Source organism: Sphaerisporangium sp. TRM90804 (assembly GCF_029846175.1).
Taxonomy (GTDB): Bacteria; Actinomycetota; Actinomycetes; order Streptosporangiales; family Streptosporangiaceae; genus Sphaerisporangium.
In genome coordinates, this window is record NZ_JARWAC010000011.1 from 161,133 (window position 1) to 183,681 (window position 22,549).

21 protein-coding genes are annotated in these 22,549 nt (G+C 72.8%); 9 read left to right on the forward strand and 12 right to left on the reverse strand.

What is annotated here, in order from left to right; translation table 11 throughout:
• Nucleotide 1: 1 nt before the first annotated feature.
• Nucleotides 2-517, reverse strand: a complete 516-nt coding sequence (locus PYR91_RS15595; protein ID WP_279780520.1) for a DUF6114 domain-containing protein — start codon at nucleotides 515-517, stop codon at nucleotides 2-4.
• Nucleotides 508-1,104: a DUF6230 family protein gene (locus PYR91_RS15600; protein WP_279780521.1), complete on the reverse strand. Its 597-nt coding sequence runs from the start codon at nucleotides 1,102-1,104 to the stop codon at nucleotides 508-510. The genes PYR91_RS15595 and PYR91_RS15600 overlap by 10 nt, the downstream gene beginning before the upstream one ends.
• 211 nt (nucleotides 1,105-1,315) lie before the next feature.
• Between PYR91_RS15600 and PYR91_RS15605 the strand changes: the two genes are divergently transcribed.
• From PYR91_RS15605 to PYR91_RS15625, 5 genes are all read left to right on the forward strand, one after another.
• Entirely contained in the window at nucleotides 1,316-1,777 is a 462-nt protein-coding gene (locus PYR91_RS15605; RefSeq protein WP_279780522.1) for a PPOX class F420-dependent oxidoreductase, read from the forward strand.
• A 108-nt stretch (nucleotides 1,778-1,885) separates the two neighbouring features.
• Nucleotides 1,886-3,187 carry a glycoside hydrolase family 18 protein gene (locus PYR91_RS15610; RefSeq protein WP_279780523.1) on the forward strand — a complete coding sequence of 434 codons (1,302 nt, stop codon included), beginning with the start codon at nucleotides 1,886-1,888 and terminating at the stop codon, nucleotides 3,185-3,187.
• A gap of 87 nt (nucleotides 3,188-3,274) precedes the next feature.
• Nucleotides 3,275-4,225, forward strand: a complete 951-nt coding sequence (locus PYR91_RS15615; protein WP_279780524.1) for a glycosyltransferase — start codon at nucleotides 3,275-3,277, stop codon at nucleotides 4,223-4,225.
• Between the two features lie 79 nt (nucleotides 4,226-4,304).
• Nucleotides 4,305-4,784, forward strand: a complete 480-nt coding sequence (locus PYR91_RS15620; protein WP_279780525.1) for an HIT family protein — start codon at nucleotides 4,305-4,307, stop codon at nucleotides 4,782-4,784.
• A 91-nt stretch (nucleotides 4,785-4,875) separates the two neighbouring features.
• On the forward strand, nucleotides 4,876-5,772 hold the full coding sequence (locus tag PYR91_RS15625; RefSeq protein WP_279780526.1) for an NAD(P)-dependent oxidoreductase: 897 nt from the start codon (nucleotides 4,876-4,878) through the stop codon (nucleotides 5,770-5,772).
• On the opposite strand, the gene PYR91_RS15630 is transcribed toward PYR91_RS15625, so the two are convergent.
• Entirely contained in the window at nucleotides 5,769-6,797 is a 1,029-nt protein-coding gene (locus PYR91_RS15630) for a zinc-binding alcohol dehydrogenase family protein (protein WP_279780527.1), read from the reverse strand. The genes PYR91_RS15625 and PYR91_RS15630 overlap by 4 nt on opposite strands.
• A gap of 125 nt (nucleotides 6,798-6,922) precedes the next feature.
• On the reverse strand, nucleotides 6,923-8,047 hold the full coding sequence (locus PYR91_RS15635; RefSeq protein ID WP_279780528.1) for an acetate/propionate family kinase: 1,125 nt from the start codon (nucleotides 8,045-8,047) through the stop codon (nucleotides 6,923-6,925).
• A gap of 159 nt (nucleotides 8,048-8,206) precedes the next feature.
• On the opposite strand from PYR91_RS15635, the gene PYR91_RS15640 reads away from it, so the two are divergent.
• On the forward strand, nucleotides 8,207-8,680 hold the full coding sequence (locus tag PYR91_RS15640; protein WP_279780529.1) for a hemerythrin domain-containing protein: 474 nt from the start codon (nucleotides 8,207-8,209) through the stop codon (nucleotides 8,678-8,680).
• A 197-nt stretch (nucleotides 8,681-8,877) separates the two neighbouring features.
• Here PYR91_RS15640 and PYR91_RS15645 read toward each other — a convergent pair whose 3' ends face one another.
• Nucleotides 8,878-10,098, reverse strand: coding sequence for an alginate lyase family protein (locus PYR91_RS15645; RefSeq protein ID WP_279780530.1), 1,221 nt, complete (start codon nucleotides 10,096-10,098; stop codon nucleotides 8,878-8,880).
• An 80-nt stretch (nucleotides 10,099-10,178) separates the two neighbouring features.
• A complete protein-coding gene (locus tag PYR91_RS15650; protein WP_279780531.1) occupies nucleotides 10,179-11,093 on the reverse strand; it encodes an aldose 1-epimerase family protein in 915 nt (304 codons plus the stop codon).
• 209 nt (nucleotides 11,094-11,302) lie between these two features.
• On the opposite strand from PYR91_RS15650, the gene PYR91_RS15655 reads away from it, so the two are divergent.
• Entirely contained in the window at nucleotides 11,303-11,644 is a 342-nt protein-coding gene (locus PYR91_RS15655) for a hypothetical protein (RefSeq protein WP_279780532.1), read from the forward strand.
• Between the two features lie 109 nt (nucleotides 11,645-11,753).
• Here PYR91_RS15655 and PYR91_RS15660 read toward each other — a convergent pair whose 3' ends face one another.
• The gene (locus PYR91_RS15660) at nucleotides 11,754-13,715 is read right to left on the reverse strand and encodes a Xaa-Pro dipeptidyl-peptidase (protein WP_279780533.1); all 1,962 of its coding nucleotides are present in this window, start codon (nucleotides 13,713-13,715) and stop codon (nucleotides 11,754-11,756) included.
• Nucleotides 13,716-13,936: 221 nt separating this feature from the next.
• Between PYR91_RS15660 and recQ the strand changes: the two genes are divergently transcribed.
• Nucleotides 13,937-16,309, forward strand: coding sequence for a DNA helicase RecQ (gene recQ / locus PYR91_RS15665; RefSeq protein WP_279780534.1), 2,373 nt, complete (start codon nucleotides 13,937-13,939; stop codon nucleotides 16,307-16,309).
• 477 nt (nucleotides 16,310-16,786) lie between these two features.
• On the opposite strand, the gene PYR91_RS15670 is transcribed toward recQ, so the two are convergent.
• Nucleotides 16,787-17,173 carry an STAS domain-containing protein gene (locus tag PYR91_RS15670; RefSeq protein ID WP_279780535.1) on the reverse strand — a complete coding sequence of 129 codons (387 nt, stop codon included), beginning with the start codon at nucleotides 17,171-17,173 and terminating at the stop codon, nucleotides 16,787-16,789.
• Nucleotides 17,174-17,277: 104 nt separating this feature from the next.
• The gene (locus tag PYR91_RS15675; protein WP_279780536.1) at nucleotides 17,278-17,670 is read right to left on the reverse strand and encodes a DUF6766 family protein; all 393 of its coding nucleotides are present in this window, start codon (nucleotides 17,668-17,670) and stop codon (nucleotides 17,278-17,280) included.
• A 595-nt stretch (nucleotides 17,671-18,265) separates the two neighbouring features.
• Here PYR91_RS15675 and PYR91_RS15680 point away from each other — a divergent pair.
• On the forward strand, nucleotides 18,266-19,765 hold the full coding sequence (locus PYR91_RS15680; protein WP_279780537.1) for an acyltransferase: 1,500 nt from the start codon (nucleotides 18,266-18,268) through the stop codon (nucleotides 19,763-19,765).
• 4 nt (nucleotides 19,766-19,769) lie between these two features.
• Here the strand turns inward: PYR91_RS15680 and PYR91_RS15685 are convergent, their stop codons facing one another.
• The 3 genes from PYR91_RS15685 to PYR91_RS15695 form a co-directional block, all read right to left on the reverse strand.
• Nucleotides 19,770-20,453, reverse strand: coding sequence for a GAP family protein (locus tag PYR91_RS15685; protein ID WP_279780539.1), 684 nt, complete (start codon nucleotides 20,451-20,453; stop codon nucleotides 19,770-19,772).
• A gap of 130 nt (nucleotides 20,454-20,583) precedes the next feature.
• Entirely contained in the window at nucleotides 20,584-21,627 is a 1,044-nt protein-coding gene (locus tag PYR91_RS15690; protein WP_279780540.1) for an alpha/beta hydrolase, read from the reverse strand.
• 279 nt (nucleotides 21,628-21,906) lie between these two features.
• The gene (locus PYR91_RS15695; protein ID WP_279780541.1) at nucleotides 21,907-22,458 is read right to left on the reverse strand and encodes a GNAT family protein; all 552 of its coding nucleotides are present in this window, start codon (nucleotides 22,456-22,458) and stop codon (nucleotides 21,907-21,909) included.
• Nucleotides 22,459-22,549 lie beyond the last annotated feature (91 nt).

A 22,549-nucleotide genomic window follows, 5' to 3' on the forward strand; every position in this document is an offset into this window, starting at 1 on the left:
CTCATCGCTCCTCGACCGCGGCGGTACGGCGCAGCTCGCCGGCACCCCCCGCGTCCGATCGGTCCTCGCTACCCCGAGGGCCGCGGCTCTCCGGGGACGGCGCCTCGGGCCCCCACGCGGCGGCGAGCGCGCCGCCCACCAGGCCGAGTACCGCGCCCAGCAGGAACCCGCCCACGTTGGCGTAGAGGATGGACACGATCGACAGGACGACGGCCAGCACGCCGAGCAGCACCCGCTGGGCCGGCTGAACCAGGATGAGAACGCCCAGCACGATGATCAGCACGGAGATCAGGTGGGCCATGCCCGCCTCCACCGAGCGGATCAGCCATGGGAAGGCGTCGAGCGCGAACGGGATGCTGAGCAGTTCGGCTCCGGCCAGCACCGTCACCAGACCGCCCCAGAACGGTCGCGTGCGCCGCCATGACCAGATCGCCCCGCGGCCCGGGACGAGCCGCCACGAACGCCGGCGCCGTCCGGCCCGCGCGGGCGACCCGGGGCCGGACGGTGTCAGAAGCACGTGTTCACGCCGGTGTGGATGGTGGCGGTGAGGTTGGGCAGGTGGAAACGCGCGGCGGTCTGGGCCAGCACGATCTGCTTGAGGTCGCGCACCACGACCGTCTCGGCCTGGGTGCCGAACCTGCCGAGCTGGGCGACGGCCGCCGGCGGAATGTCCAGCGTCTGGGCGTCGCGGCCCACCTCCAGGTCGGTGTAGGTGGTGTCGCCGTTCTGGTAGACCGCGTCGACGACCAGGTCTCGCGCGATCGCCGGCTCGCCCTCGTCCGCCGCGGTGAGCCTGAAGGTCACGGTGCCCACCGGAAGGTCCAGGACGACGCTCTGGCACAGGTCGGTGATCGACGCGTGACGGATGGAGGTCACCAGCACCGGCACCAGACGTCCGTCGGCGGTCTTCACCACACTGCGGAAGTCGGTGAACACCCGCCCGCGCAGCTCGCCCGCGGCGAGCTGGAACTTCTCTCCCGACACCGCGAACGCCGCGCCTATGGCCCCCTGGACCACGGCGCCCACCAGCAGCAACGCCACCGCGAGTGCGGGTAGGAAGATCATCGTGAAGCGCTTCCACCGCACGCGTCCCTGTTCGCGCATGGGCCCACTCCAACTCGCCTGCTCGCCGGCCACCCGTTCGTGACGGCCGGACTCCGCCGTCATGCCGAGGATCACGATCTTCGTACCTCGTCCTCAACGGGCCACGCCGGACATCGCGGTTTGTTTGCCCGTTCTTCGTGCCGGCCGTCCCCCGGAGTGCGGGCACGCCCGGCCGAAGGCCCGCGGGCGGCGCCGTCGTACAGTGAGATCCATGAGCCCGAAGATCGCTACCACCGATTCGGTGACCCGTGACCAGCTCGTCGAGTTCATCCGTGACCGTCACCGGGCGATCGTCATCACGACGCGCCGCGACGGCGGCCCGCAGGCCTCCCCGGTGGCCTGCGGCGTGGACGAGCTGGGACGCATCGTGGTGTCCACCTACCCCGAGCGCGCCAAGGCGGTGAACGCCCGCCGGGACGCGCGGGTGAGCGTCCTGATCCTGTCGGACGACTTCGACGGCCCGTGGGTGCAGGTCCAGGGCACCTGCGAGGTCCTCGACATGCCGGAGGCCCTGGAGCCGCTGGTCGACTACTACCGCTCCATCGCGGGCGAGCACCCCGACTGGGACGACTACCGCGCGGCCATGGAGCGCCAGGGCAAGTCGCTGCTGCGGGTCACCCCCACCACCTGGGGCCCGGTCGCGACCGGCGGCTTCCCCGCGCGCCTGGGCTGACCCTCTCGGGCCGAGGGCATTGACGCGCCGGTCGGCGGACTCTACGATCCGGGAAACTTATAGGAAACTTTCTTGTGAGTTAAGCCCCGAGAATCAGTGGAGACGGCCGTGCGACGTCCTTTCCAGCACCTTCTCACCGCGGCGCTCGCCGTCGGCCTGGCCGCGGTCGCCGTACCGGCGCCGGCTTCGGCCGACCGGGCGGACACCGCCTCGGCGAGCGCCGCCACCGGCGGCGGCGACCGCTACAAGCGGGTCGGCTACTTCATCCAGTGGGGCGTCTACGGGCGGAACTTCCACGTCAAGGACGTGGACACCAGTGGCGCCGCGGCCAAGCTGACCCATATCAACTACGCCTTCGGCAACGTCAACGCCGAGGGCGTCTGCGACTCCTTCGACGCGTGGGCCGACTGGCAGCGTCCGGTGCCGGCCGAGCAGAGCGTGGACGGGGTCGCCGACCCCGCCGGGCAGGAGCTCAACGGCAACCTCAACCAGCTCAAGAAGCTCAAGGCCAAGCACCCCGGCCTGAAGGTGCTGATCTCGCTCGGCGGCTGGACCGGCTCCAAGTACTTCTCCGACGCCGTCGTCACCCCCGAGTCCCGCGCCAGGCTCGCCGCCTCCTGCGTCGACCTGTGGCTGAAGGGCGACCTGACCGGCCAGACGGCCGGGACGGGCGCCGGCGTCTTCGACGGCATCGACCTCGACTGGGAGTGGCCCGGCTCGGACGGCGCGCCCGGGAACGTCATCCGCCCCGAGGACAGGCGCAACTTCACGCTCTTCACCGCCGAGCTGCGCCGGCAGATGAAGGCGTTCGACGCCCGCAGCGAGCTGACCGCCTTCCTGCCCGCGGCGGCCGCGAAGATCGACGCAGGGTTCGAGGTGCGCGAGGTCTTCAAGCTGCTGGACTTCGCCACGATCCAGGGCTACGACCTGCACGGCTCCTGGGAGAACAGGACCGGCCACAACGGCAACCTGTTCACCGACCGCAGGGACCCGAACCCGGTCAAGTACAGCGTGGACACGACGGTGCGCGACTACATCTCCCGCGGCGCCCCCGCCCGCAAGATCGTGGTCGGCGTCCCCGCCTACGGGCAGGGCTGGACCGGCGTGACGTCCACCGGCAACGGCCTGTGGGCGCCGGCCGCCGGCCCGGCCCCGGCCACCTGGGCGCCGGGCACCGAGGACTACAAGATCCTGGTCGACAAGCCCGGCAGGAGGTACCGCGACCTGCTCACCGGCGCCAACTGGCTGTACGACGGCAACGAGTTCTGGTCCTACGACGACCCGGCGACGCTCGTGGAGAAGGCGGCCTACATCAGGCTGAAGGGCCTCGGCGGCTCGATGATGTGGTCGCTCGACCAGGACGACGCCAAGGCGTCCCTGACCTCGGCCCTGTACAAGGTCCTGCGCTGACACGGCGGGCGGGGCGCGGGTTTGTCCCGGCGCCGATGAGGCTATGGATGCCTTAGGCGCTCGCGCGGCATCCGGGGGTGAAGGTCGATGGTCCTTCCCGCCGCGCCGGACCCGCGGGACGCCTGCGCCCCGCTCACCGTGGTGATCGCCACCTGGAACCGCCGCGAAGGACTGCTGCGCACCCTCGCCCGGCTGAGCGGCCTTCCGGAGCGCCCGCCGGTCGTCGTCGTCGACAACGGGTCGACCGACGGGACGGCGGGCGCCGTCCGGGCGGCGTTCCCTGCGGTGTGGGTTATAAGCCTTCCCCGCAACGAGGGCGCGCCCGCGCGCAACGCCGGGGTGCGCGCCGCCCGCACCCCCTACGTCGCCTTCAGCGACGACGACTCCTGGTGGCGGCCGGGCGCGCTGCGGAGGGCGGCCGAAATCATGGCCGCCCATCCCCGGCTCGGCCTGATCGCGGCGGGCGTCCAGGTGGGCCCGGAGGGGACGCCCGACCCGCTCAACGCGGTGCTGGCCGCCTCGCCGCTGCCCGCGCCGCCCGGCGGGCCGGGCCCGCAGGTCCTCGGCTTCCTGGCCTGCGCCTCCGTGGTGCGCCGCGAGGCCTTCCTGCGGGCGGGAGGCTTCAGCCCGGTGCTGTTCTTCCTCGGCGAGGAGCAGCTGCTCGCCTACGACCTCGCGGCGCTCGGCTGGGACCGGTGCCACGTGCCGGAGGTGGTGGCCGTGCACGAGCCGTCGCCCGTCCGGGGGCCGCTGCCGGCCAGGCGAAGGCTGCAGCTCCGCAACGCCCTGCTGACGGTCTGGCTGCGCCGGCCGGCGCCGGTGGTGCTCAGGGAGACCGGGCGGATCGCCGCCGCGGCGATCTCGGACGCCGACTCCCGGGCCGCCCTTCTCGCCGCCCTGCGGCGGCTGCCGTCCGCGCTCGCCCACCGGCGGCGCCTGCCTCCGCCCGTCGAGGCCCTCGCCCGGCTGCTGGACGCCCCGGCGTGGACGCCGGCGGCGTCGCTCGCCCGGGCCGGAGGGCGGACGACGCCGGGGTGACCGCCGTGCTCATCACCGGCGACCGGCTTGGCCCCCACCCCGGCGCGGGGCGCCGGAGGGTGCGAGCAATCATTGGGATATGGACGAACCCGGTACCTGTGTGTTCTGCGACGTCGTCGCGGGCCGGGCCGAGGTGAGCCTGGTCCACCAGGACGACACCGTAATGGTGATCATGGACGCCAACCCGGTGAACCCCGGGCACGTCCTGGTGCTGCCCCGCCGCCACCTGGCCGGCCTGGAGGACCTCGGCGACCAGGTCGGCGAGCACCTGTGGCGGACGGCCCGGCTCATGGCGATGGGGCTGCGCCGCTCGCGGCTGCGCTGCGAGGGCGTCAACATCTTCCTGGGGGACGGCCAGGCGGCGTTCCAGCAGATCCTCCACGTCCACCTGCACGTCTTCCCCCGCTACGACGGGGACGACTTCGTGATCGACGCCGACTGCGAACCCCGGGAACGGCGGCTGCTCAACCAGGAGGCCTGGGCGCTCCGGGACGCCGTCAGGTCGGTGTTGCGCCCGCCGGCCCCGGTGTACGGTTCCCGCCACGCTCCGGGACCCTAGTGCCCGGGACCTGGCCGCCCCGGGCGCCGGGCCGCCGTCCCGGCGACCACGGCGGGCCGTCCGGGCGCCGATGAACGACGGGAGACCGACCATGCGCGTCGCCGTGCTCGGGATGGGACACATGGGCCGGGCGGTCGCCGAGCGGCTGCTGGGCCAGGGCTTCGACGTCACCGTCTGGAACCGCACCCCCGGCAGGGTGGCCGGCCTGCTCGGCGTCGGCGCCACCGAGGCGCCCACGCCGCGGGACGCGGCGCGCGACACCGGCGCCGTGCTGATGTCGCTGGCCGACGACCGGGCGGTGCTGGACGTCATGGCCCGCCTCACCGGCCGGCCCGCGCCGAGGACGGCCGCGGACGCCCCGGGCGGCGCGCCGACCGGCTCGGGCCCCGTCGTGGTGGACATGAGCACGGTGTCACCGGCGACGTCACGCCGGCTGCGCGACGCCGCCCCCGGACGGCGCTTCACCGCCGCGCCGATCATGGGCGGCCCGCAGGCCGTCGTCGCGGGCGAGGCCTCGGGTCTGCTCGGCGGGCACGCGACCCTCGTCGAGCGGCTGGAACCCCTGTGGACGCGCCTGTTCTCGGTGTACTGGCAGTGCGGCGACGACCCCGGCGCCGCCACCGCCTACAAGCTGCTGAACAACTACCTGCTGATGTCCGGCGTCGCCGCGCTCGCCGAGGCGGTGGCCACGGCCGAGGCCGCAGGCCTCGACCCGGCGATGACCCGCAGGCTGCTGTCGCACCTGCCCACCGTCGCCCCCGCCCTGGGCAACCGCCTGGACGACCTCGTCGGCGGCGACCACCGGGGCTGGTTCGCCACCCGCCTCGGCGCCAAGGACGTGCGGCTGTTCGCCGAGGTGGCCGAGGCGCACGGCGTGTCGCCGCCCCTCGCCCGCCTGGTCGAGCGGCGGTACGAGGAGGCCGCGGCCCGGGGCTGGGCCGAGGCCGACATCGCGGCCGTCGTCGAACTCCTTCGCGCCGGCCGCTAGATCCGCGGCTCGGCGCCGACGTGCAGCACGGCGGCGCCGTTGACGCGGTCGGCCGCCAGGTCGCCGAGGGCCCGGTCGGCCTCGTCGAAGGGGTAGGGCGTGGTGGCGACGCTCAACGGCTGGAGGGTGGCGAAGGACAGGAACTGGTGGCCGTCGTTGCGGGTGTTGGCGGTGACGCTGCGCACGCCGCGCTCGTAGAACAGGTGGTCCTGGTAGTTCAGCGGCGGCACGTCGGTGAGGTGGATCCCGGCGACGGCCAGCGTGCCGCCCCGGTCGAGCGCCGACAGCGCCACCGGCACCAGGTCGCCGACCGGGGCGAACAGGATGGCCGCGTCGAGCGGCTCCGGCGGGGCGTCGTAGGCGTCGCACGCCGAGGCGGCCCCCAGCTCCAGCGCCAGCTCCCGCGCCCGTGCCGAGCGGGTGAGCACATGCACCGTGGCGCCCTGCTCGACCGCGACCTGCGCCACGAGGTGCGCCGAGGCGCCGTAGCCGTAGATGCCGAGACGCCCGCCCGACGGCAGCTCGGCGCGGCTGAGCGCCCGGTAGCCGATGATGCCCGCGCACAGCAGGGGCGCGAGCCGTTCGGCCGGCACGTCGTCGGGCAGCTCGTAGACGTAGTCCTCCATGGCGGTGGTGTACTCGGCGTACCCGCCGTCGGCGTCCCAGCCGGTGTAGCGCGAGTTCGGGCACAGGTTCTCCGCGCCGCGCACGCAGTAGCGGCACTCGCCGCACGTCCAGCGCAGCCACGGCACGCCCACACGCGTGCCGATCGCCAGCCGCCCCTCGCCGGGGCCGTGGGCGACGACCCGCCCGACGATCTCGTGCCCGGGGACGGTGGCGGGCCGTCTCGGCGCGAGGTCGCCCTCCGCGAGGTGCAGGTCGGTGCGGCAGACCGCGCACACCTCCACCTCGACCAGCACCTCTCCCGGGCCGGGGCGGGGCACGGGCAGCCGCACGCGCCGCAGCGGCCCGGTCTCCATCGGCCCCGGCTCGGCGACCACCCACGCGGACATCGTCTCGGCCATACCCCATGATCACATGACCGGCGCGACCCGGCCCGGCGGGCGCACCTGTGGTTTTCCCCCGGGTGAGTCGCCGGTTCGTCCCCATGGTGGCGGGCGCGGGCGCTGCGTACCTAGGAGGGGGCCCGTCAGGGGGAGTGCTCGACGGCGGCGAGGGCCTCGCGGGCGAGCTGGAGTTCCTCGCGCGGCTGGACGACGAGGACCGGGACGGCCGCGCCGGGGGCGCTCACCACGCCGTCCTCGGTCACCTCGCCCCGGGCCGGGGGCGCCACGCCGAGCAGGCGCAGACGACGGCACACGTCCTCGCGGACCTCGGGCTGGTCCCAGCCGATCTCGCCGGTGAACACCAGCGCGTCCAGGCGGTCGAGGCCGGTGGCCGAGGCGGCGATCTCCCGGGCCACCCGGTGGGCGAACACCGCCAGCGCCAGCGCCGCCGCGGGGTCGTCCGACGCCACCAGCTCGCGGGTGTCGCCGGAGCTGCCCGACAGGCCGAGCAGCCCCGACCGGCGGTCGAGCCCCTCGCGCAGCTCGTCCAGGCCGAGCCGCGCGTCGTCGAGCAGCCACAGCAGCATGCCGGGGTCGACGCTGCCCGAGCGGGTGCTCATCGGCACGCCCTCCAGGGGCGTGAAGCCCATGGAGGTGTCCACGCTGACGCCCTCGCGCACCGCGCAGACCGAGGAGCCGCCGCCGAGGTGCGTCATGACCACGTGCAGGGACGAGGCGGGCCGCTCCAGCAGGGCCGCCGCCCGCCCCAGGGCCCACGCGTACGAGAGGCCGTGGAAGCCGTAGCGCCGGAGGCCGTAGTCGCGCCGCCACTCGGCCGGCAGCGGGTACGTCGCGGCGGCCTCCGGCAGGCCGGCGTGGAACGCGGTGTCCGGGCACAGGACGTGCGGCACGCCGGGCAGCCGGCGCCGGGCGGCCTCCACGAGCGCCAGGGCGGGCGGCACGTGCAGCGGCGCCAGGTCGGCGTACCGTCGGACGGCCTCGACCACCTCGTCGCCGGCCACGGTGGGCGTCGTGACGGCCTCGCCGCCGTGCACGAGGCGGTGGGCGACGACCGTGATCTCGTGGCCGGGCGCCTCCCGCAGGAAGTCGTCGATCACGCGCTCGATGCCGGCCGGGTCGGGCGGCCGCTTCTCGACGTACGACTCGTGCAGCACCCGCTCGTCACGCACCAGTGTGAGCCGGAGGCTGGAGGAGCCGGCGTTGACGGTGAGCGCCACGGGTCGTCCGGCGGAGGACGCGGAAGTCATGCCGCGAGCCATGCCCGGCCAAGAAATCTTCAATCATCCAGGCGTTTCGCCCTGTTTTCGCCGGTAGGGCGGGAAGTGGTTGCGCGGTGGCGGGTTTAAATCCCGCTCAGGAGGAAGCGATGGGGTGCAGACCACACTCGCAGCAGGAGGAAGGCTCCGATGGACGCCATCGTGCTCTTGAAGGACGACCACAAGACCGTGGAGAAGCTGTTCAAGCAGTTCGAGAAGGCGGGCGAGAGCGCCTACAAGGAGAAGAGGGCGATCGTCGACCAGATCATCCACGAGCTCACGACCCACGCGTACATCGAGGAGGAGATCTTCTACCCCGCCGCGCGGGCCGGCGTGCCGGACACCGAGGACCACGTCCTGGAGAGCGTCGAGGAGCACCACGTGGTGGTGTGGATGATGTCCGAGCTCAAGAACCTCGACCCCCAGGACGAGCGGTTCGACGCCAAGGTGACCGTGCTCATGGAGAACGTCCGCCACCACGTGGAGGAAGAGGAGCAGGAGTGGTTCCCGCAGGTGCGTGAGGCCATGGGCCGCAAGAAGCTCCAGGAGCTCGGTGAGCAGATGGAGAAGGCCAAGGCCGACGCGCCCAGCGACCCCCTCGCGGTGTCCAGCGCCAAGCAGTGACGCCGCGCCGGCGCCGCCCGCTGCCGCGGACGCGGAGATCGTTCCGCGAGTCCGCCGCGAGGAGGCGACGCCGCCTGGAGCGTCCGGCGCCTTGAATTAGGCGACCGGTCGTCCGGGCCCGGGCCCTGTACCCGCCCGAGCCCGGAGCTCCATTCCGGTTCGAGTTCCCGCTCCGGTTCGAGTTCCCGCGTCCAGCCTCAGTTCGGGTTGCCGGCGTGGGTGAGCGTCTCCCAGGCCACGAACAGGTGATTGGTCCCGGCGGGCCGCTGGCGTTCGGTCAGCGTCCGCGTGTTGGTCATGGCGATGCCCATCCGGTTGGACAGGGCGTTGAACCCCACCTCGGTGACCGGGCCGAGGCCCAGTGTGAGAGCGCCGCCGCAGAGCGAGGACGGCACCGCCGCGCCGAGCTGGTACTTGGCGTGGAACCCCAGGGCGTGCCGCAGCCGGTCGCTGATCTCCGGATACAGGTCCTGGCCCTGGATGCGGCTGGTCTCGGCGACGTGCGAGATCGACGAGATGCCGTACCCGGTGTGGGTGAAGTCGCGGCAGGTCTCCTGGGACAGCCCGTCACTGAACGTCGTCTGCCCCTGCCAGTACCTGATGATCTCGTCGCGCGTGTCGATGGAGCTGTTCGGCGGGGCCTTCGGCAGGGCGCCGTCGGCGGCGACGTAGATGTAGGCGGGCACCCGGCCGCGGAACCTGGCGACGGCCCTGTCGTAGGCCGAGCGGTCCTCCAGGAAGACCGCGATGCCGATCGCCGCCTCCATCATGGTCAGCTCCCAGTTGCCGTTGCTGTTGGAGCCGTTGATCACCTCGGGCAGGTACACGTCGCGCAGCATGGTGGCGAACCGGTTGACGGCGGTCGCGGGCCAGCCCGTGTAGGTGTACCGGATGATCTCGGCGGCCTTCGGCCACGAGGAGCCCGCCCAGCCGGTCTGCAGGGGCGCGTTGGAGTTGGTGTGGTCGGTGATCACGGCGGACCACGCGTCCATGATCTGGATGGCCTTGTCCGCGTACCGGCTGTCGCGGGTGATGTACCAGGCCAGGGCCAGGGTGTACGCGGCGATCGCGTCCTGGCGCTCCTCGGTGCAGCCGAGGTTGGGGTTGGAGTACGAGCCGCACTCCACGACCGCGCGCGGCTTGGGGGTGCGCGAGAGCGAGGCGTACTGGCTCGCCATCATCTGGTCGTAGGCCGCCCGCCACGGCTGGGCGCCCGCGTTGACCTGTGTGCGGACGAAGTCGAGCTGCGGCCGGCTGACCAGCACGCCGGGATGCGTGAAGGTCGCGGGGGCGGCGGCCCTGGCGGCGTTCTGGGCGCTTCCGGCCGAGGCCGGCGCGGTGAGGGCGCCCGCGGCGAGCGTGACGGTGAGGGAGAGCCCGGCGGCCAACCGGACGAGGGTCCTGCGAGGCTGGAGCATGCGACCCACCAATACGTTAGGAAACTTTCCTAAGAATTAGGTCGGATCGTAGCCCCGGTGCATGACCCTGACAAGACCTGTCAAATGGGGCGGATGCCCCAGCGGTGGACGGCGCGCTCGCCAGGGGCGAGCCGGACGACGTCCTCGCCGGTGCGGAAGGCGTTGGGCGGGCAGCTCATGGGCTCGACCGCCAGGCCCGCGCGGCGGTGGCTCTCGGCCAGCGTGTCGCCGGTGTAGACCTGGAGCCAGCCGATGCCCTCCGCCGCCCACAGCTCCACGCCGCGCCCGCCGTCCCCGGCGGTCAGCCGCACCCGCACGAGGCCGTCGGCGCCGCGGGTGAGGCCGGTGAACGGGGTGTCGAGGGCGAGGGCGCCGATCGGGCGGGGCGACCGGAAGTCGTAGGCGGTGTCGTCGACGTCCTGGCCGCCGACGGGGATCTTGCGCTCGTCCACGGCCAGCCAGCGCCCGGCCGGGAGCTCCAGCACGGCGTCGTCCACGGGGCCGCCCACGGTCAGGTAGGGGTGGGCGCCGAATCCGTACGGCGCGGCGGTGCCGCCGGCGTTCTCGGCCGTGACCTCCACCTCAAGCCCGGCGTCGCCGAGGGCGTACCCGATGGCGAGGTCGAGGATGTGCGGGTAGCCGATCTGCGGGAACAGCCGCAGCCCGAGCCGTATCGAGTGCTCGTCGCGCCCCACCACCTGCCAGGGGAGCGAGCGGGTGAAGCCGTGCGCGGCGTTGCCGTACTTGGGCTCGGTGAGCGCGAGCTGGCGCTCCTGGCCGTCGAACGTGTAGCGCCCGTCTTGGACCCTGTTCGGCCAGGGCAGCAGGGGCAGGCCGGCCGAGCCGACGGGAAGGGAGTCCTCGGGGTAGTCGAGGATGAGCGGGCGGCCGTCGTGGGTCAGGCTCCGCAGGCCCGCGCCGACCTCGGTGACCACGGCGCGAAGGCCCCCGGCCTCGACGGTGTGCTGGGCTCCGGTGGGCGCGATCGTCGTCACCAGGCAATTCAACACCACTTGATCGCGCCCGGGCGTGGTTCCTGCGTGGGAAAGGTGGGAGCCATGTGACGGGACGAGATTGGACTTAAGGGGCATAAACCACTATTCACCCATGATTGGCGGCGTAGGGGCACGTGGCCGGCCGGTCATGGGGCGTCACTGGGGTCTCCCCGCCGAAGGCGCGGTGTTCTTCTTGGAAGCAGGACGGGTTGGACACCGTCGCGGTGCCGCTGGGCGGGAGGAACGGCGTGAACCCGATGACCGTGAGGGGAACGGCGGACGTTGGCCTGAGTCCCCATGTCCTGGAAGAGGCCGTCAAGCTGGTGGAGCTGAGGGACGCCGTCGCGCGCCTCGGCCTCCAGACCGAGATCCGCGAGAGCATGCCCGCGCTCGTGGTGCACAGCCCCGACATGGGCCTGCCGGTGTGGGTCTTCGTCGGGTACGGGGGCGCGTACTACTCGTGGCAGTCCGCCGAGAAGCGGCACCCCGTGGGGGACGTGGCGGGCGCCGCGATGGCGCTGGCCGAGTACGTCATGGGCCGGGTGTTCTAGGGCTCCTGGAGCGAGGCGGTCCGGGGAACAGGGCTCTGCTCCCCGGACGCGCGCGGATGGACGGGCCCCGGCGGGGGACGGCCCGGGGCCGTCCCCCGCCGGAGGGGGATCAGAAGAAGTCGCGCGACGGCGTGGGCAGCACCACGTCCTTGGGCCCGCGCCACTCCTCACGCTTGGGAGCGGGGCCGAACTCCATCGTCGACGGCGGCTCCTCGTCGTGGACGGCGGAGAGCGGCAGCCAGATCCTGCTCCCGGGCAGGTCGACGGTCACGGTGGCCGCCGCCGGCTTGTCGGGGAAGGTCTCGGAGTCGTCGCTGCCGGCCAGGATGACGGCCAGCCGGTGCCCCGGCTTGACCACGTAGTCGTTGGGCAGGGTGTCCCAGGTGAACCGGTAGTACTGGCCGGGCGTGGCCGGCTCGGAGGTCCGCAGCGACCGGCGGTTGTCGGTGTCGAGCCAGCCGCGCGCCACGATCTCGACCGGCCTGTTCGCCGTCGCCGTCTCGGTCTTGCGGTAACAGGCGTCGTCGGCGGCCGTGCTCTCGCCGTGGCAGCTCTCCTCGGTGAGCGTGCGGATGCCGCCCGCGCCGGCGTAGTGGTCGACGCGGTCGTCGTCACCGTAGTCGACCACCAGCGCGGTCAGGTTGGCGCTCGGCTGGTCCAGCTTGGCGCGGATGTCCACCTTCGGGGTGCCGGAGAACCGCACGGCGCGCTTCAGCGGCGGCGTCAGGAACGCCAGCCGGTTCGGCGAGGCCGCCGTCGGGTCCGAGACCATCTCGCTCTCGCTCTGGCCCGGGTCGTCGGTGAAGCTGAGCGTCGTGCCGCGAGGGGCGGGCAGCAGGCCGAGGGAGCCCTGGCCGTCCTGGCCCGGGCGCAGCGACAGCGGCACGGTGAGCGACCGCGACGGCCAGTCGGCCTGCTTCACCCACCGGTCGGGAGCCACCTGCAGGTCGACGCGGGGCTGGCGCATGACGTCGTTGTCGACCCTGTGCAGCCAGTGGTCGAACCAGGCGTGCAGCGTGTCGATCCAGTCCTCGCGCCTGAAGTCGAACGGGTCCACGTGCCCGTACTGCGACAGCCACAGCTTGCGCGGCACGTTGTGCCGGGCGAGGGCCTGCCACCAGGTGGTGAAGTGGTCGGCCTTGACGTTCAGCTCCCCGAGGCCGTGGGCGACCAGGACGCTGGCGCGCACCTTCCGCACGTCGGCGAGGGTGCCGGAGATGTAGTTCCGCTCGTCCCAGAACGCGTTGTGGTTGCCGGTCGCGTCCTCCTGCCCGACGCGCAGCCTCTCGCGCACGGCGGCGCACTTGGCGGCGGGGTCGGTGTCGACGTGGTCGGCGAGGAACGGCATGTAGTCGTAGCTGTAGAGCACGCCGTTCATGCGCTGGTACCGGTACCAGCTGCTGATCGCCGAGATGGGGACGATCGTCTCCAGGCCCCGCACGCCGGTGGCGGCCACGGCGTTGGCCAGCGTGCCGTCGTAGGACTTGCCGATCATGCCGACCCTGCCGGTGGTCCAGCCCGCCGTCGCGGGGCTGCCGTCCGGCTTGTACGCCTTGGCCCGGCCGTTCAGCCAGTCGACCACGGCCTTGCCCGCCGCGATGTCGGCGGCGCCGCCCACGTCGGGGCAGCCCTCGGACTTGTTGGTGCCCAGCATGTCCACCAGCAGCACGGCGTAGCCGCGCGGCACGAAGTAGTTGTCGTAGGCGAGCGGGAACTTCACCGGCAGGCCGGCGGCGTCGTAGGTCTTGCGCTCGGCCTCGTTGCCGCGTCCGGAGTTGTCGTAGTAGGGGCTGTCGTCCATGATCACCGGCACCTTGAGACCCTGGTCGGTCTCCCTGGGCCGGATGATGTCGACGTTGGCCAGGTCGTTCTTCCCGTCGCCGTCGCTGTCGACGGGCGTCTCGACGCGCACCTGCTCGCGGATGGCGTCGGCGTAGGAGAAGACGGGCTGGGTCCGGCCGTCCGTGACCTGGATCTCGGGTTGCGCGTGGGCGGCGGCGACGCCGCCCGGGGTGGCCGTCAGCGCGAGGGTGACGCCGATGGCGCAGAGCAATCTGGAGGATTGCCGCAAGGTGGACCTCCGGGGGATGCACCGATCATGTACCCGCAACAGTTATCCCAGTCCACATTTGGTGTAAATAGTCGTAAGGAGACCGTGACAGGGACGTGCGCCGAGGGGCGTCGATCGTGGGAGGCCCGCGTCGCCGGGCCCGGACCGGCGGGGGGACGCGGTTGTCCACAGGTTCTCCCGCTCTGCGGCCGGGGGGCGCGGGGGGCTCGTAGAATCGCCCGGTGACCTCCCCTGACAGCGGCCCCGAAGCGGCCGATGCGGCAGGCGTCCTGCGGCGCGTCTTCGGCTACGGCTCGTTCCGCGAGGGCCAGCAGGAGATCATCGACCACGTCGTCGACGGCGGCGACGCGCTCGTCCTCATGCCCACCGGCGGCGGCAAGTCGCTGTGCTACCAGATCCCCGCGCTGGTGCGGCACGGCGTGGGCGTCGTCGTCTCACCGCTGATCGCGCTCATGCAAGACCAGGTCGACGCGCTCACCGCCCTGGGCGTGCGCGCCGGCTTCCTCAACTCCACCCAGGATCCCGAGGAGCGCAGGCGCGTCGAGGCCGCCTTCGTGGCCGGCGAGCTCGACCTCCTCTACCTCGCCCCCGAGCGCCTGCGGCTGGAGTCCACGCTGCGGCTGCTCGACCGCGGCGCGGTCTCGCTGTTCGCCATCGACGAGGCGCACTGCGTGGCGCAGTGGGGCCACGACTTCCGGCCCGACTACCTCACCCTGTCGGTGCTGCACGAGCGCTACCCCACCGTGCCGCGCATCGCGCTCACCGCCACGGCCACCGAGGCCACCCGCGCCGAGATCGCCTCGCGGCTCGATCTGGAGAAGGCGCGTCACTTCGTCGCGAGCTTCGACCGGCCCAACATCCAGTACCGCATCACGCCCAAGAGCGATCCCCAGCGGCAGTTGCTCGCGCTGCTGCGCAGCGAGCACGCGGGCGACTCCGGCATCGTCTACCGCCTGTCGCGCGGCTCGGTCGACAAGACCGCCGAGTTCCTGGTGTCCAACGGCATCCCGGCGCTGCCGTACCACGCCGGGCTCGACGCGCGCTCCCGCGCGGCCAACCAGTCCCGCTTCCTGCGGGAGGACGGCCTGGTCATGGTCGCCACCATCGCGTTCGGCATGGGCATCGACAAGCCCGACGTGCGCTTCGTCGCCCACCTCGACCTGCCCCGGTCGGTCGAGGGCTACTACCAGGAGACCGGCCGCGCGGGCCGCGACGGCCTTCCCTCCACCGCCTGGCTGGCCTACGGCCTGCAGGATGTCGTGCAGCAGCGCCGGCTGATCGACACCTCCGAGGGCGACGACACGCACCGCCGCCGCCTGGCGATGCACCTCGACGCCATGCTGGCGCTGTGCGAGACCGTCGAGTGCCGCCGCACCAGCCTGCTGGCGTACTTCGGCCAGCCCGCCACGGCCACCGGCTGCGGCAACTGCGACACCTGCCTCAACCCGCCCGCCTCGTGGGACGGCACGGTCGCGGCGCAGAAGCTGCTGTCCACCGTGTTCCGGCTGATGCGCGAGCGGCGCCAGAAGTTCGGCGCGCTCCAGGTGATCGACATCCTGCTCGGCAGGAACACTCCCAAGGTCACCCAGCACCGGCACGACTCCCTGAGCGTGTTCGGGGTGGGCACCGAGCTGACCGAGCTCGAATGGCGCGGCGTCGTTCGCCAGCTGCTGGCCCAGGGCCTGCTCGGTGTCGAGGGCGACTACGGCACCCTGGTCCTCACCGAGGCCAGCGCCGAGGTGCTCGGCCGGCGGCGCCAGGTCATGCTCCGGCGCGACCCCGAACGTCCCGCCCGCGCCGCCAGGCAGGCCGCCTCGTCCGCCGGAGACCAGGCGGGCAAGGCGCGCCGCCCCGCCGCCGACCTTCCCGCGGAGGCCGCCCCCGTGTTCGAGCGCCTGCGCGCCTGGCGCGCGGCCACGGCCAAGGAGCAGGGCGTCCCGGCGTACGTCGTCTTCCACGACGCCACCCTGCGCGAGATCGCCGCAGGCTCCCCGGCGTCCCTCGCCGAACTGGCCCTCGTGAACGGCGTCGGCCAGAACAAGCTGGCCAAGTACGGCCGGCAACTCCTCGACACCCTGCACGCCACCCCCACCGGCACCCCGCCCACCCCCACCGCTTCCCCCTCGGCCGCCTCCGAGCCCGACCCGGCCACCCCTCCCGTCGCGACCTCCGGCACGGCCACCCCCGCCACTTCCCCCTCGACCGCCTCCCAGCCCGGCCTGGTTACTCCCGGCGCTTCGACCTCCGGCGCGGCCACTCCTGCCGCCTCGACTCCCACCGCCTCGACCTCCGGCCCGGCCGCCCCCGCCGTTTCGACCTCCGGCGCGGAGACCTCCGGTGCTTCCGCCCCGGGCACCTCCACCCCCGGTGCCGCGTCGACCGCCGGCCCCTCCCCGGCGAAACGCGCGAACGGAGCTCCGGCGGACGACCCCACGGCGAGCGTTCCCGCGACCGGCGCCGGCGCCACGACCGGAAAGGCGACGCCCGGCGGCTCGTCCGGGGCGGGGTCCGCGAACGGCGCCCCGGGGGCGTCCTCGTCCTCCGGTGACGCCGGCGAGCTCGACTGGTCAGACTGGCCGATGGAGGAGAGCTGAAGCGGTGCCCCCACCCTCGCCGGGTGCCTCCCTGTCTCGCCGCGGAACCGAGCCCCGGCCCCACCACCGATCAATGATCGGCCGTCGCCCCTGAAAGGCGCCTTCGGCGCGCCTCATCAAGGGTCCTGGCCCGGCGTTCCTTCGCCGTCGCGCGCGCAACCGCCCCAGCTTGTCCCGAGGGCGTTGGCCGGGCCCCAGCGGGCCCACCGACCGGACGTGGGTGAGGTGTGGTCCCGGCCGGTCGCGCTGCCCCGCGCTCCCCGGCCTTCGGCGGCTGACGGAAGGCCGACACGGCTCGATCGAGAAGAGAACCGCGCTCCCTGCTCCTTGATCGGCGTCAGGGTCCTCGCGCTAGCGGCGGAGCGGGCGATGGTCATGAGGTGCGGCAGGCCGAGGGCGATCACGGCGGTCACGGTGATGAAGACGGCGCGCGTCGGCCGGCCTCCTTCGAAGAGCGTCCGCGGGGGGAGGCGCCGGTCAGGTGACCGCGCGGGGGAGGTCGCCGGTGAGTTCGCGCAGCGCGTCGTCCACGCTGGTGTACACGTCGAAGGCGCGGCGCAGGCCGGTGATGGTGAGCACGCGCTGCATCATGCCCTGTACGCCGGTGAGCACCAGCGGCGTCTCGTTGTGCTGGCAGCGCTGCAGTGCGGTGATCAGCTCGCTCAGGCCCGTGGAGTCGCACATCGTGACGGCCGTGACGTCCACGACCAGCGCCGAAGGGTCGAGGTCCCACGCCTGGCGCAGCTGTGCGCGCAGCACCGGGGCGGCGTTCCTGTCGAGTTCTCCGCCGATCATGATGACGACCGCGCCTTTCCGCCGGGCGCAGGCCACCGTGAACTCCGATGCCCGATCGGGGCCGCCCATGGACGTCGCCTCCCTCACCTCGCGTGACAACGGCGCGGCACGCGGCATTTCTACCAGGTCACCCCGCCGTCCAGGTCGTTTCGCCGGCAAAGCGCCGGCCCGGGTCACCCGCCCGGCGGGGTCGAGCTCTCGACACCGGTCGCCTCGTGGGGGGCGACCACCGGCTTGCTCTCGGGCGAGCCGCGCTGGCGCAGGTGGATGGAGAGCACCACCATCGAGAGCACGGCGAGGAACTGCGACCGCCGGTTCGGCAACGTGCGGTTCCAGAAGTCCGGCGAGGTGACGTAACCGCTCCACGAGACGCGATCCTGCAGCTGGGCGAGCTGCTCGGCGTTGCAGGCGGCGGTCCCCGCCACCGACCGCGCCGGCCCCGGCACGCGCAGGTCCGGGCAGGGTTTCGTCCGCTGGGCGGTGCCCTCGGCCGTCTCCGGGGCCGGCAGGGCGCACGCCTGCGCCCCCTGCCCGGCGCGCACCGCGCCGTGGAAGCGGTCGACCACCTCCGCGCACCGGCGCCTCCTCCGCCGCGGAGCAGCCGGCCTGTGCGGCGATCAGCAGCACCGTCGCGAACGCCGTGGCCGCTTGTCCGATCATGGGTGGCGGCTACCCCGCCGGTCCGCTCCATCACCCGGACGCCGGGCGGGCTGCGCAAAGAGTGGGTAAACAGTCCCGCCCGTCTCCGGGCGCCGGGTCCCGGGCCGGGGTGGTCCGCGCGGTGGCGGCCCGAGGGTCTTACCACATATTTTGCTTATTCGACATAAAGTAACGTTCTGTATAACAAGCCGGTAATTACCCGCCAGTAAACACGCCGCGCCACGAATGGGAATCGCCGAGTAACCCGAGGTGGCGGCGGTGTGTGGCCCGGTTCACGGCAAACCGGGCCGCCTATCGGTTCGCGATGAATGCAGGTATAGGCCCGTAATCCGGCAACGGCCGCCGTGTAAAGTGAGCAGCGGCTCTCCGTGGCATCGCACCCCGTGCGGTGCCACGAGCCTGTTCCGACCGCTCTACATCGCCGCGTCGCCGGCCGGGGGCCGCCCGACGTACGCCGGGCCGGTCGACGGCCGCCGAACCGCCGGCCGGAGGTGTGCTCGCATGAGACGCCGACAGTCAACCGATCATCGAGACGGCCAGACATCCGCCGCCGCGCCCGGGCCCGTCGTGCCCGCGACGGCGGCGGCGGTGCGGCAGCGCTCGGTCTGGGCGGACGCCGCCAAGGGCGTCTGCATCCTGCTCGTGGTGCTGTGGCACGTCGTCATGAAGCACTACCTGCAAATCGACTGGCGTGTCTCGCTGCCGATCCCGGGGCTGTGGGGCGGCCTCACCCAGCAGCTGCTCCCGCTGCGCATGCCGCTGTTCTTCACCATCTCCGGCATGTTCGCGGTCGGCGCGGTGACCCGGCCCTGGCGGGTGGTGGGCCGGTCGAAGGTCGCGAAGTTCTTCTACCTGTACGCGTTGTGGCTGTTCATCCACACCGCTCTGCTGTCGCTGGTGCCCGACTTCGACACCCTCAAGGCGAGCAGCGCGCTCGACGTGCTCGAACAGCTCACCATCACCCCCACCAACCTGTGGTACCTGTACGCGCTGGCGCTGTACTTCGTCATCGCGAAGGTGCTGCGCCGCGCCCCCATGGCGCTGGTGCTGGGAGCGGCCCTGGTGCTGTCGGCCACGGCCGCCACCGGCGTGCTGGACATCCCGGGCAACCGCGGCGGCCTCTACCAGAACCTCGTGTGGTTCCTCGGCGGGCTGTACTTCCGGCCGTACATCGAACGGCTCGCGGCGAACGCGAGCTGGGCGCGGGTCGCGCTCACCACGGCGGCGTACGGCGCCATCATGGTGGTGATCACGCTGACCGCCTCCAAGGCGGTGCCCGGCGTGTGGCCGCTGGCCTGCGTCGTCGCGACCGTGTTCGGGGTGACGGCGGCGGCGCGCATCAGCGAGTGGACATGGCTGGCCGAGGGCCTGGCGCGGCTGGGACGCACCACGCTGCCGATCTACATCATCCACATGCCGCTGCTGGCGCTCCTGCACCGTGCCCTGGTCACGCCGCTCTCCGCCGACCTCGACGGCAGGCTCCGCCTGCTGCTCGCCGTCGTGGAGCCGATCGTCATGAGCGCCTTCCTGGTCTGGCTGTGCCTTCTGCTGCACAGGGGCCTGCTCAGGGCCGGGGCCACCTGGCTGTTCGACCTGCCCGGCGGGGGCGGCCGGAGCGCCCGGCACGCCCGTCGCGCTCCGGAGGCCGACATGGCGCCCGCCACCCCGGCGCCGCCGTCCGGCGACCTCGCGGCACCGCACCCGGGCCCGCCGGCGCCCCCCGACCACGCCGCCCCCGCGCCGCACGACCACGCCGCCCCCGCGGCGCCCCCGCACACCGCGCCGCAGACGCCCACGCGTGCCGCGCCGCAGGGCCAGCCCACGCCACCGGGCTCCGCGCCCGCCGCGCCGCCGTTCCCCGGCCTCGGCAAGCCGGTCGCCTCCACACCTGTGGACGGCCGCCCGCCGTCCCCCGGCAGGCCCCGGCCGACCCCGGCCGAGAGCCCCACCCTGGAGTTCCCCTCGGTCCCCGGCAACGACCGTCCCACCCCGAGCCGCTGAGTCCTCAGCCGGAGAACAGGTACCCCGCCGCGTCGAGGGCCAGCAGGACGCCCACGACGCACACCGTCCAGCTCACGGCCGACGCCGAGTTCCGGTCCATCCAGTCGCGCAGCCGCTTGAGCCCGCGGTCCAGCCGGTCGCCGGCGACCTGCCGGAGGCCCAGGAGCAGCAGCGGCGGCGCGATCATGATGAGCACGTAGCCCGCCAGCACCGGCACCCACTGGGCGGCCGTCAGGCCGGCGGACGTCATGACGCCGATGGCCGCCAGGTACGGCAGCATCGTCGCCACCTCGACCAGCCCGGCGGTGAGCCCGAGCAGCGCCATGACCCGCGGCCCGCCCACCCGCGGCTGGAACCGGCGCTCCGGCCTGCCGTGCCTGCGCCGCCACTTGGGGTCCAGCCAGAAGCTCAGCCCGAACAGCCCCACCCCGAGGGCGAGCTGGGCCCAGTACGCCGGGGGGCTGCGCAGGGCGTCGCCGAAGTCGTCCATCACCCTGGTCAGCCCCAGCATCAGGGCCGCGCCGACCAGGAAGTAGAACCCCGCCAGCGTCCCCAGGTAGACGAGCAGCCGCGCGCCGCGCGACCGCTCACCGGCCAGCAGCAGGTAGACCGGAATCCCCAGCGTCCCGAAGCTCGTGCTGTCGACCAGCGCGAGGCCGGCGAGCGCGAGCAGCAGCCCCGTCGTCATAGTCGGATCGTGCCGTCTCGCGCCCCCGCGCCGCTTCCTCCCCGCTACCGAACCCGGTGTACATCGATGTGTTGACGCCCCGGCCCGGCCGGAGCACGAGGTGCCCCGGCCGGGACCGTCTCACGACCGGCTAGCGGACGCAGGGGGCGAGCTCGGGCCGCGGGGGAGCGGTGTCCTGGGCGGCGAAGAAGAGGTTGGCGCAGTCGGCGACGAAGCCCGGGTTCTCCTCGGGGACGAAGTGGCCGGCGTCGGGCGCGACCACCGGGCGGACGTCGTCGGCGACCTGGCGGAAGGAGTCGGCCACGCCGGTCCCGAAGGAGTACTGGCCGCCGATCGCCAGCACGGGCATGGGCAGCCGCTTGGAGGCGTTCGCCAGGTTGTTCTCGGCGTCGGCCGGGAACGCCCGGTAGTAGTTGTAGCCGGCCGTGCGCCGCGCCGGGCTGGCGTACGCGCGGTAGTACGCCTCGGCGTCGATGCCCTCACGGTTGAAGCTGAAGCCGTACATCATGCCGAGGTAGGTGCTGACGTCCGCGTTGTCCATGATCTTCTCGGGGATCGGCGCGGGGGACATGTTGAACCTGAAGTGCCAGCTCAGCCCGTAGAGCTGCTCCAGGCCGAAGCCCGCCAGCGGCGACTCGATCACGGCGAAGCGGGTCACCTCGCCGGGGAAGTCGCGGGCGTACGGGTGGGCGATCAGCACGCCGAGGTCGTGCCCGAGCAGCTCCACCTGGGTGAACCCCAGCTTGTGGACGGCCTCGCGGATGCGCTTGGCGGTGGTGGCCTTGTCGTAGCCCCCGGACGGGATGGCGGAGTCGCCGAGACCGGGCAGGTCGAACGCGATCACGGTGTGGTCGCGGGCGAGAGCCGGCATCACCGGGCGCCACATCAGCCAGGTCTCCGGCCAGCCGTGCAGCAGCACGATCGCCGGGCCCGACCCGCCGCGGACGTAGTGCAGGTTGCCGCCTTCCACGGCGACCTTCCCGTGGGTGAACCCGGGGGCGAAACTCGCCGGACCCTGGGCGGGCTCGCCGGGCGTCTGGGCGGCGCCGGCGCTCGCGGTGGTGGTGCACAGGGCCACCGCCAGGGCGGCGAACGTGCTGATGACGGCTCGCCGTAATCTCCTGGCGACCGGTGTCGTCCTCTTGGGTCGGGTGGTGATCTCGTTCAGCGGCATATCTGTTCCCTTTCCGCAAGCCGGGGACACGGGGGTGAACCCGGCTTTCGGCCGGTGATCGTCGTCCACGCCGATGGGCTTTCGTCGCCGCGGCGAAGGAAACCCTCTACCAACGCGTACGCAACCGGCTTCTTCGATCGTGCTTTACCCCCACCCCGCGGATACTGTGGTGATCCGCGGAAAGGCCTTCGCCAGCGTCTCACAGGTCCCGCCGGGCTCCCAGTGACACAGTGTTCCTTCTCGGCCCCGCGATTTCCCGCCGGTGCGCATGGCGTGCGGTCAGCCGTGCTCGGCGAGCCATTCGGGTGCGAGCACCGACCAGATCTCGGTGTTCTGCCGCACGCCCCGGTAGGGATAGGCCTCGCGCAACACGGCGTCGCGGGTCATGCCGAGCCGCTTGGCCACGTTGACGCTCGGAGTGTTCTCCGAGGACACGTGCCACTCAACGCGGTGCATTCCGCGCTCGCGGACCGCCCAGTCGATGATCACGCGTGCCGCCCGCGTGACCAGGCCGCGCCCGGTGGCCGCCGGCTCCAGCCAGCAGCCGGCCTCGCAGTTGCCGGCACCGGCGTCGAAGGTCCTGAACAGGACGCCGCCGACGAGGAGCCCGTCGAGCCAGATGCCGTACAGGCGCCCGGCGTCGGCGGCGGTCTTGTCGGCGTACGACTGGAGCCATCCCCGTGCGGACTCCAGGTCCGCCGCGGCGTCGGGGAGCCCGATGTGCCGGCCGACGAATTCGCGGCCGCGGTTCATGTGGGCGAGGAACTCCTCGGCCCGCCAGGGTTCCAGCGGCCGCAGCTCGGCACCGTCTCCGAGGGGAATCGCGAACATTCTCATCCTTTGCTGGTCGCCTGCGATCCGAGGATCCTCGCATGACCGTGCGCGCATTCCCGCGGGGCGCCCTGATGCCGGCCACCCGTTT

Bases quoted from the DNA above. Each gene is read 5' to 3' on its own strand.
- PYR91_RS15600 (WP_279780521.1), bottom strand. From the start codon at position 1,104: ATGCGCGAACAGGGACGCGTGCGGTGGAAGCGCTTCACGATGATCTTC.
- PYR91_RS15605 (WP_279780522.1), top strand. From the start codon at position 1,316: ATGAGCCCGAAGATCGCTACCACCGATTCGGTGACCCGTGACCAGCTC.
- PYR91_RS15615 (WP_279780524.1), top strand. From the start codon at position 3,275: ATGGTCCTTCCCGCCGCGCCGGACCCGCGGGACGCCTGCGCCCCGCTC.
- PYR91_RS15620 (WP_279780525.1), top strand. From the start codon at position 4,305: ATGGACGAACCCGGTACCTGTGTGTTCTGCGACGTCGTCGCGGGCCGG.
- PYR91_RS15625 (WP_279780526.1), top strand. From the start codon at position 4,876: ATGCGCGTCGCCGTGCTCGGGATGGGACACATGGGCCGGGCGGTCGCC.
- PYR91_RS15630 (WP_279780527.1), bottom strand. From the start codon at position 6,797: ATGGCCGAGACGATGTCCGCGTGGGTGGTCGCCGAGCCGGGGCCGATG.
- PYR91_RS15635 (WP_279780528.1), bottom strand. From the start codon at position 8,047: ATGACTTCCGCGTCCTCCGCCGGACGACCCGTGGCGCTCACCGTCAAC.
- PYR91_RS15640 (WP_279780529.1), top strand. From the start codon at position 8,207: ATGGACGCCATCGTGCTCTTGAAGGACGACCACAAGACCGTGGAGAAG.
- PYR91_RS15645 (WP_279780530.1), bottom strand. From the start codon at position 10,098: ATGCTCCAGCCTCGCAGGACCCTCGTCCGGTTGGCCGCCGGGCTCTCC.
- PYR91_RS15670 (WP_279780535.1), bottom strand. From the start codon at position 17,173: ATGGGCGGCCCCGATCGGGCATCGGAGTTCACGGTGGCCTGCGCCCGG.
- PYR91_RS15680 (WP_279780537.1), top strand. From the start codon at position 18,266: ATGAGACGCCGACAGTCAACCGATCATCGAGACGGCCAGACATCCGCC.
- PYR91_RS15685 (WP_279780539.1), bottom strand. From the start codon at position 20,453: ATGACGACGGGGCTGCTGCTCGCGCTCGCCGGCCTCGCGCTGGTCGAC.
- PYR91_RS15690 (WP_279780540.1), bottom strand. From the start codon at position 21,627: ATGCCGCTGAACGAGATCACCACCCGACCCAAGAGGACGACACCGGTC.
- PYR91_RS15695 (WP_279780541.1), bottom strand. From the start codon at position 22,458: ATGTTCGCGATTCCCCTCGGAGACGGTGCCGAGCTGCGGCCGCTGGAA.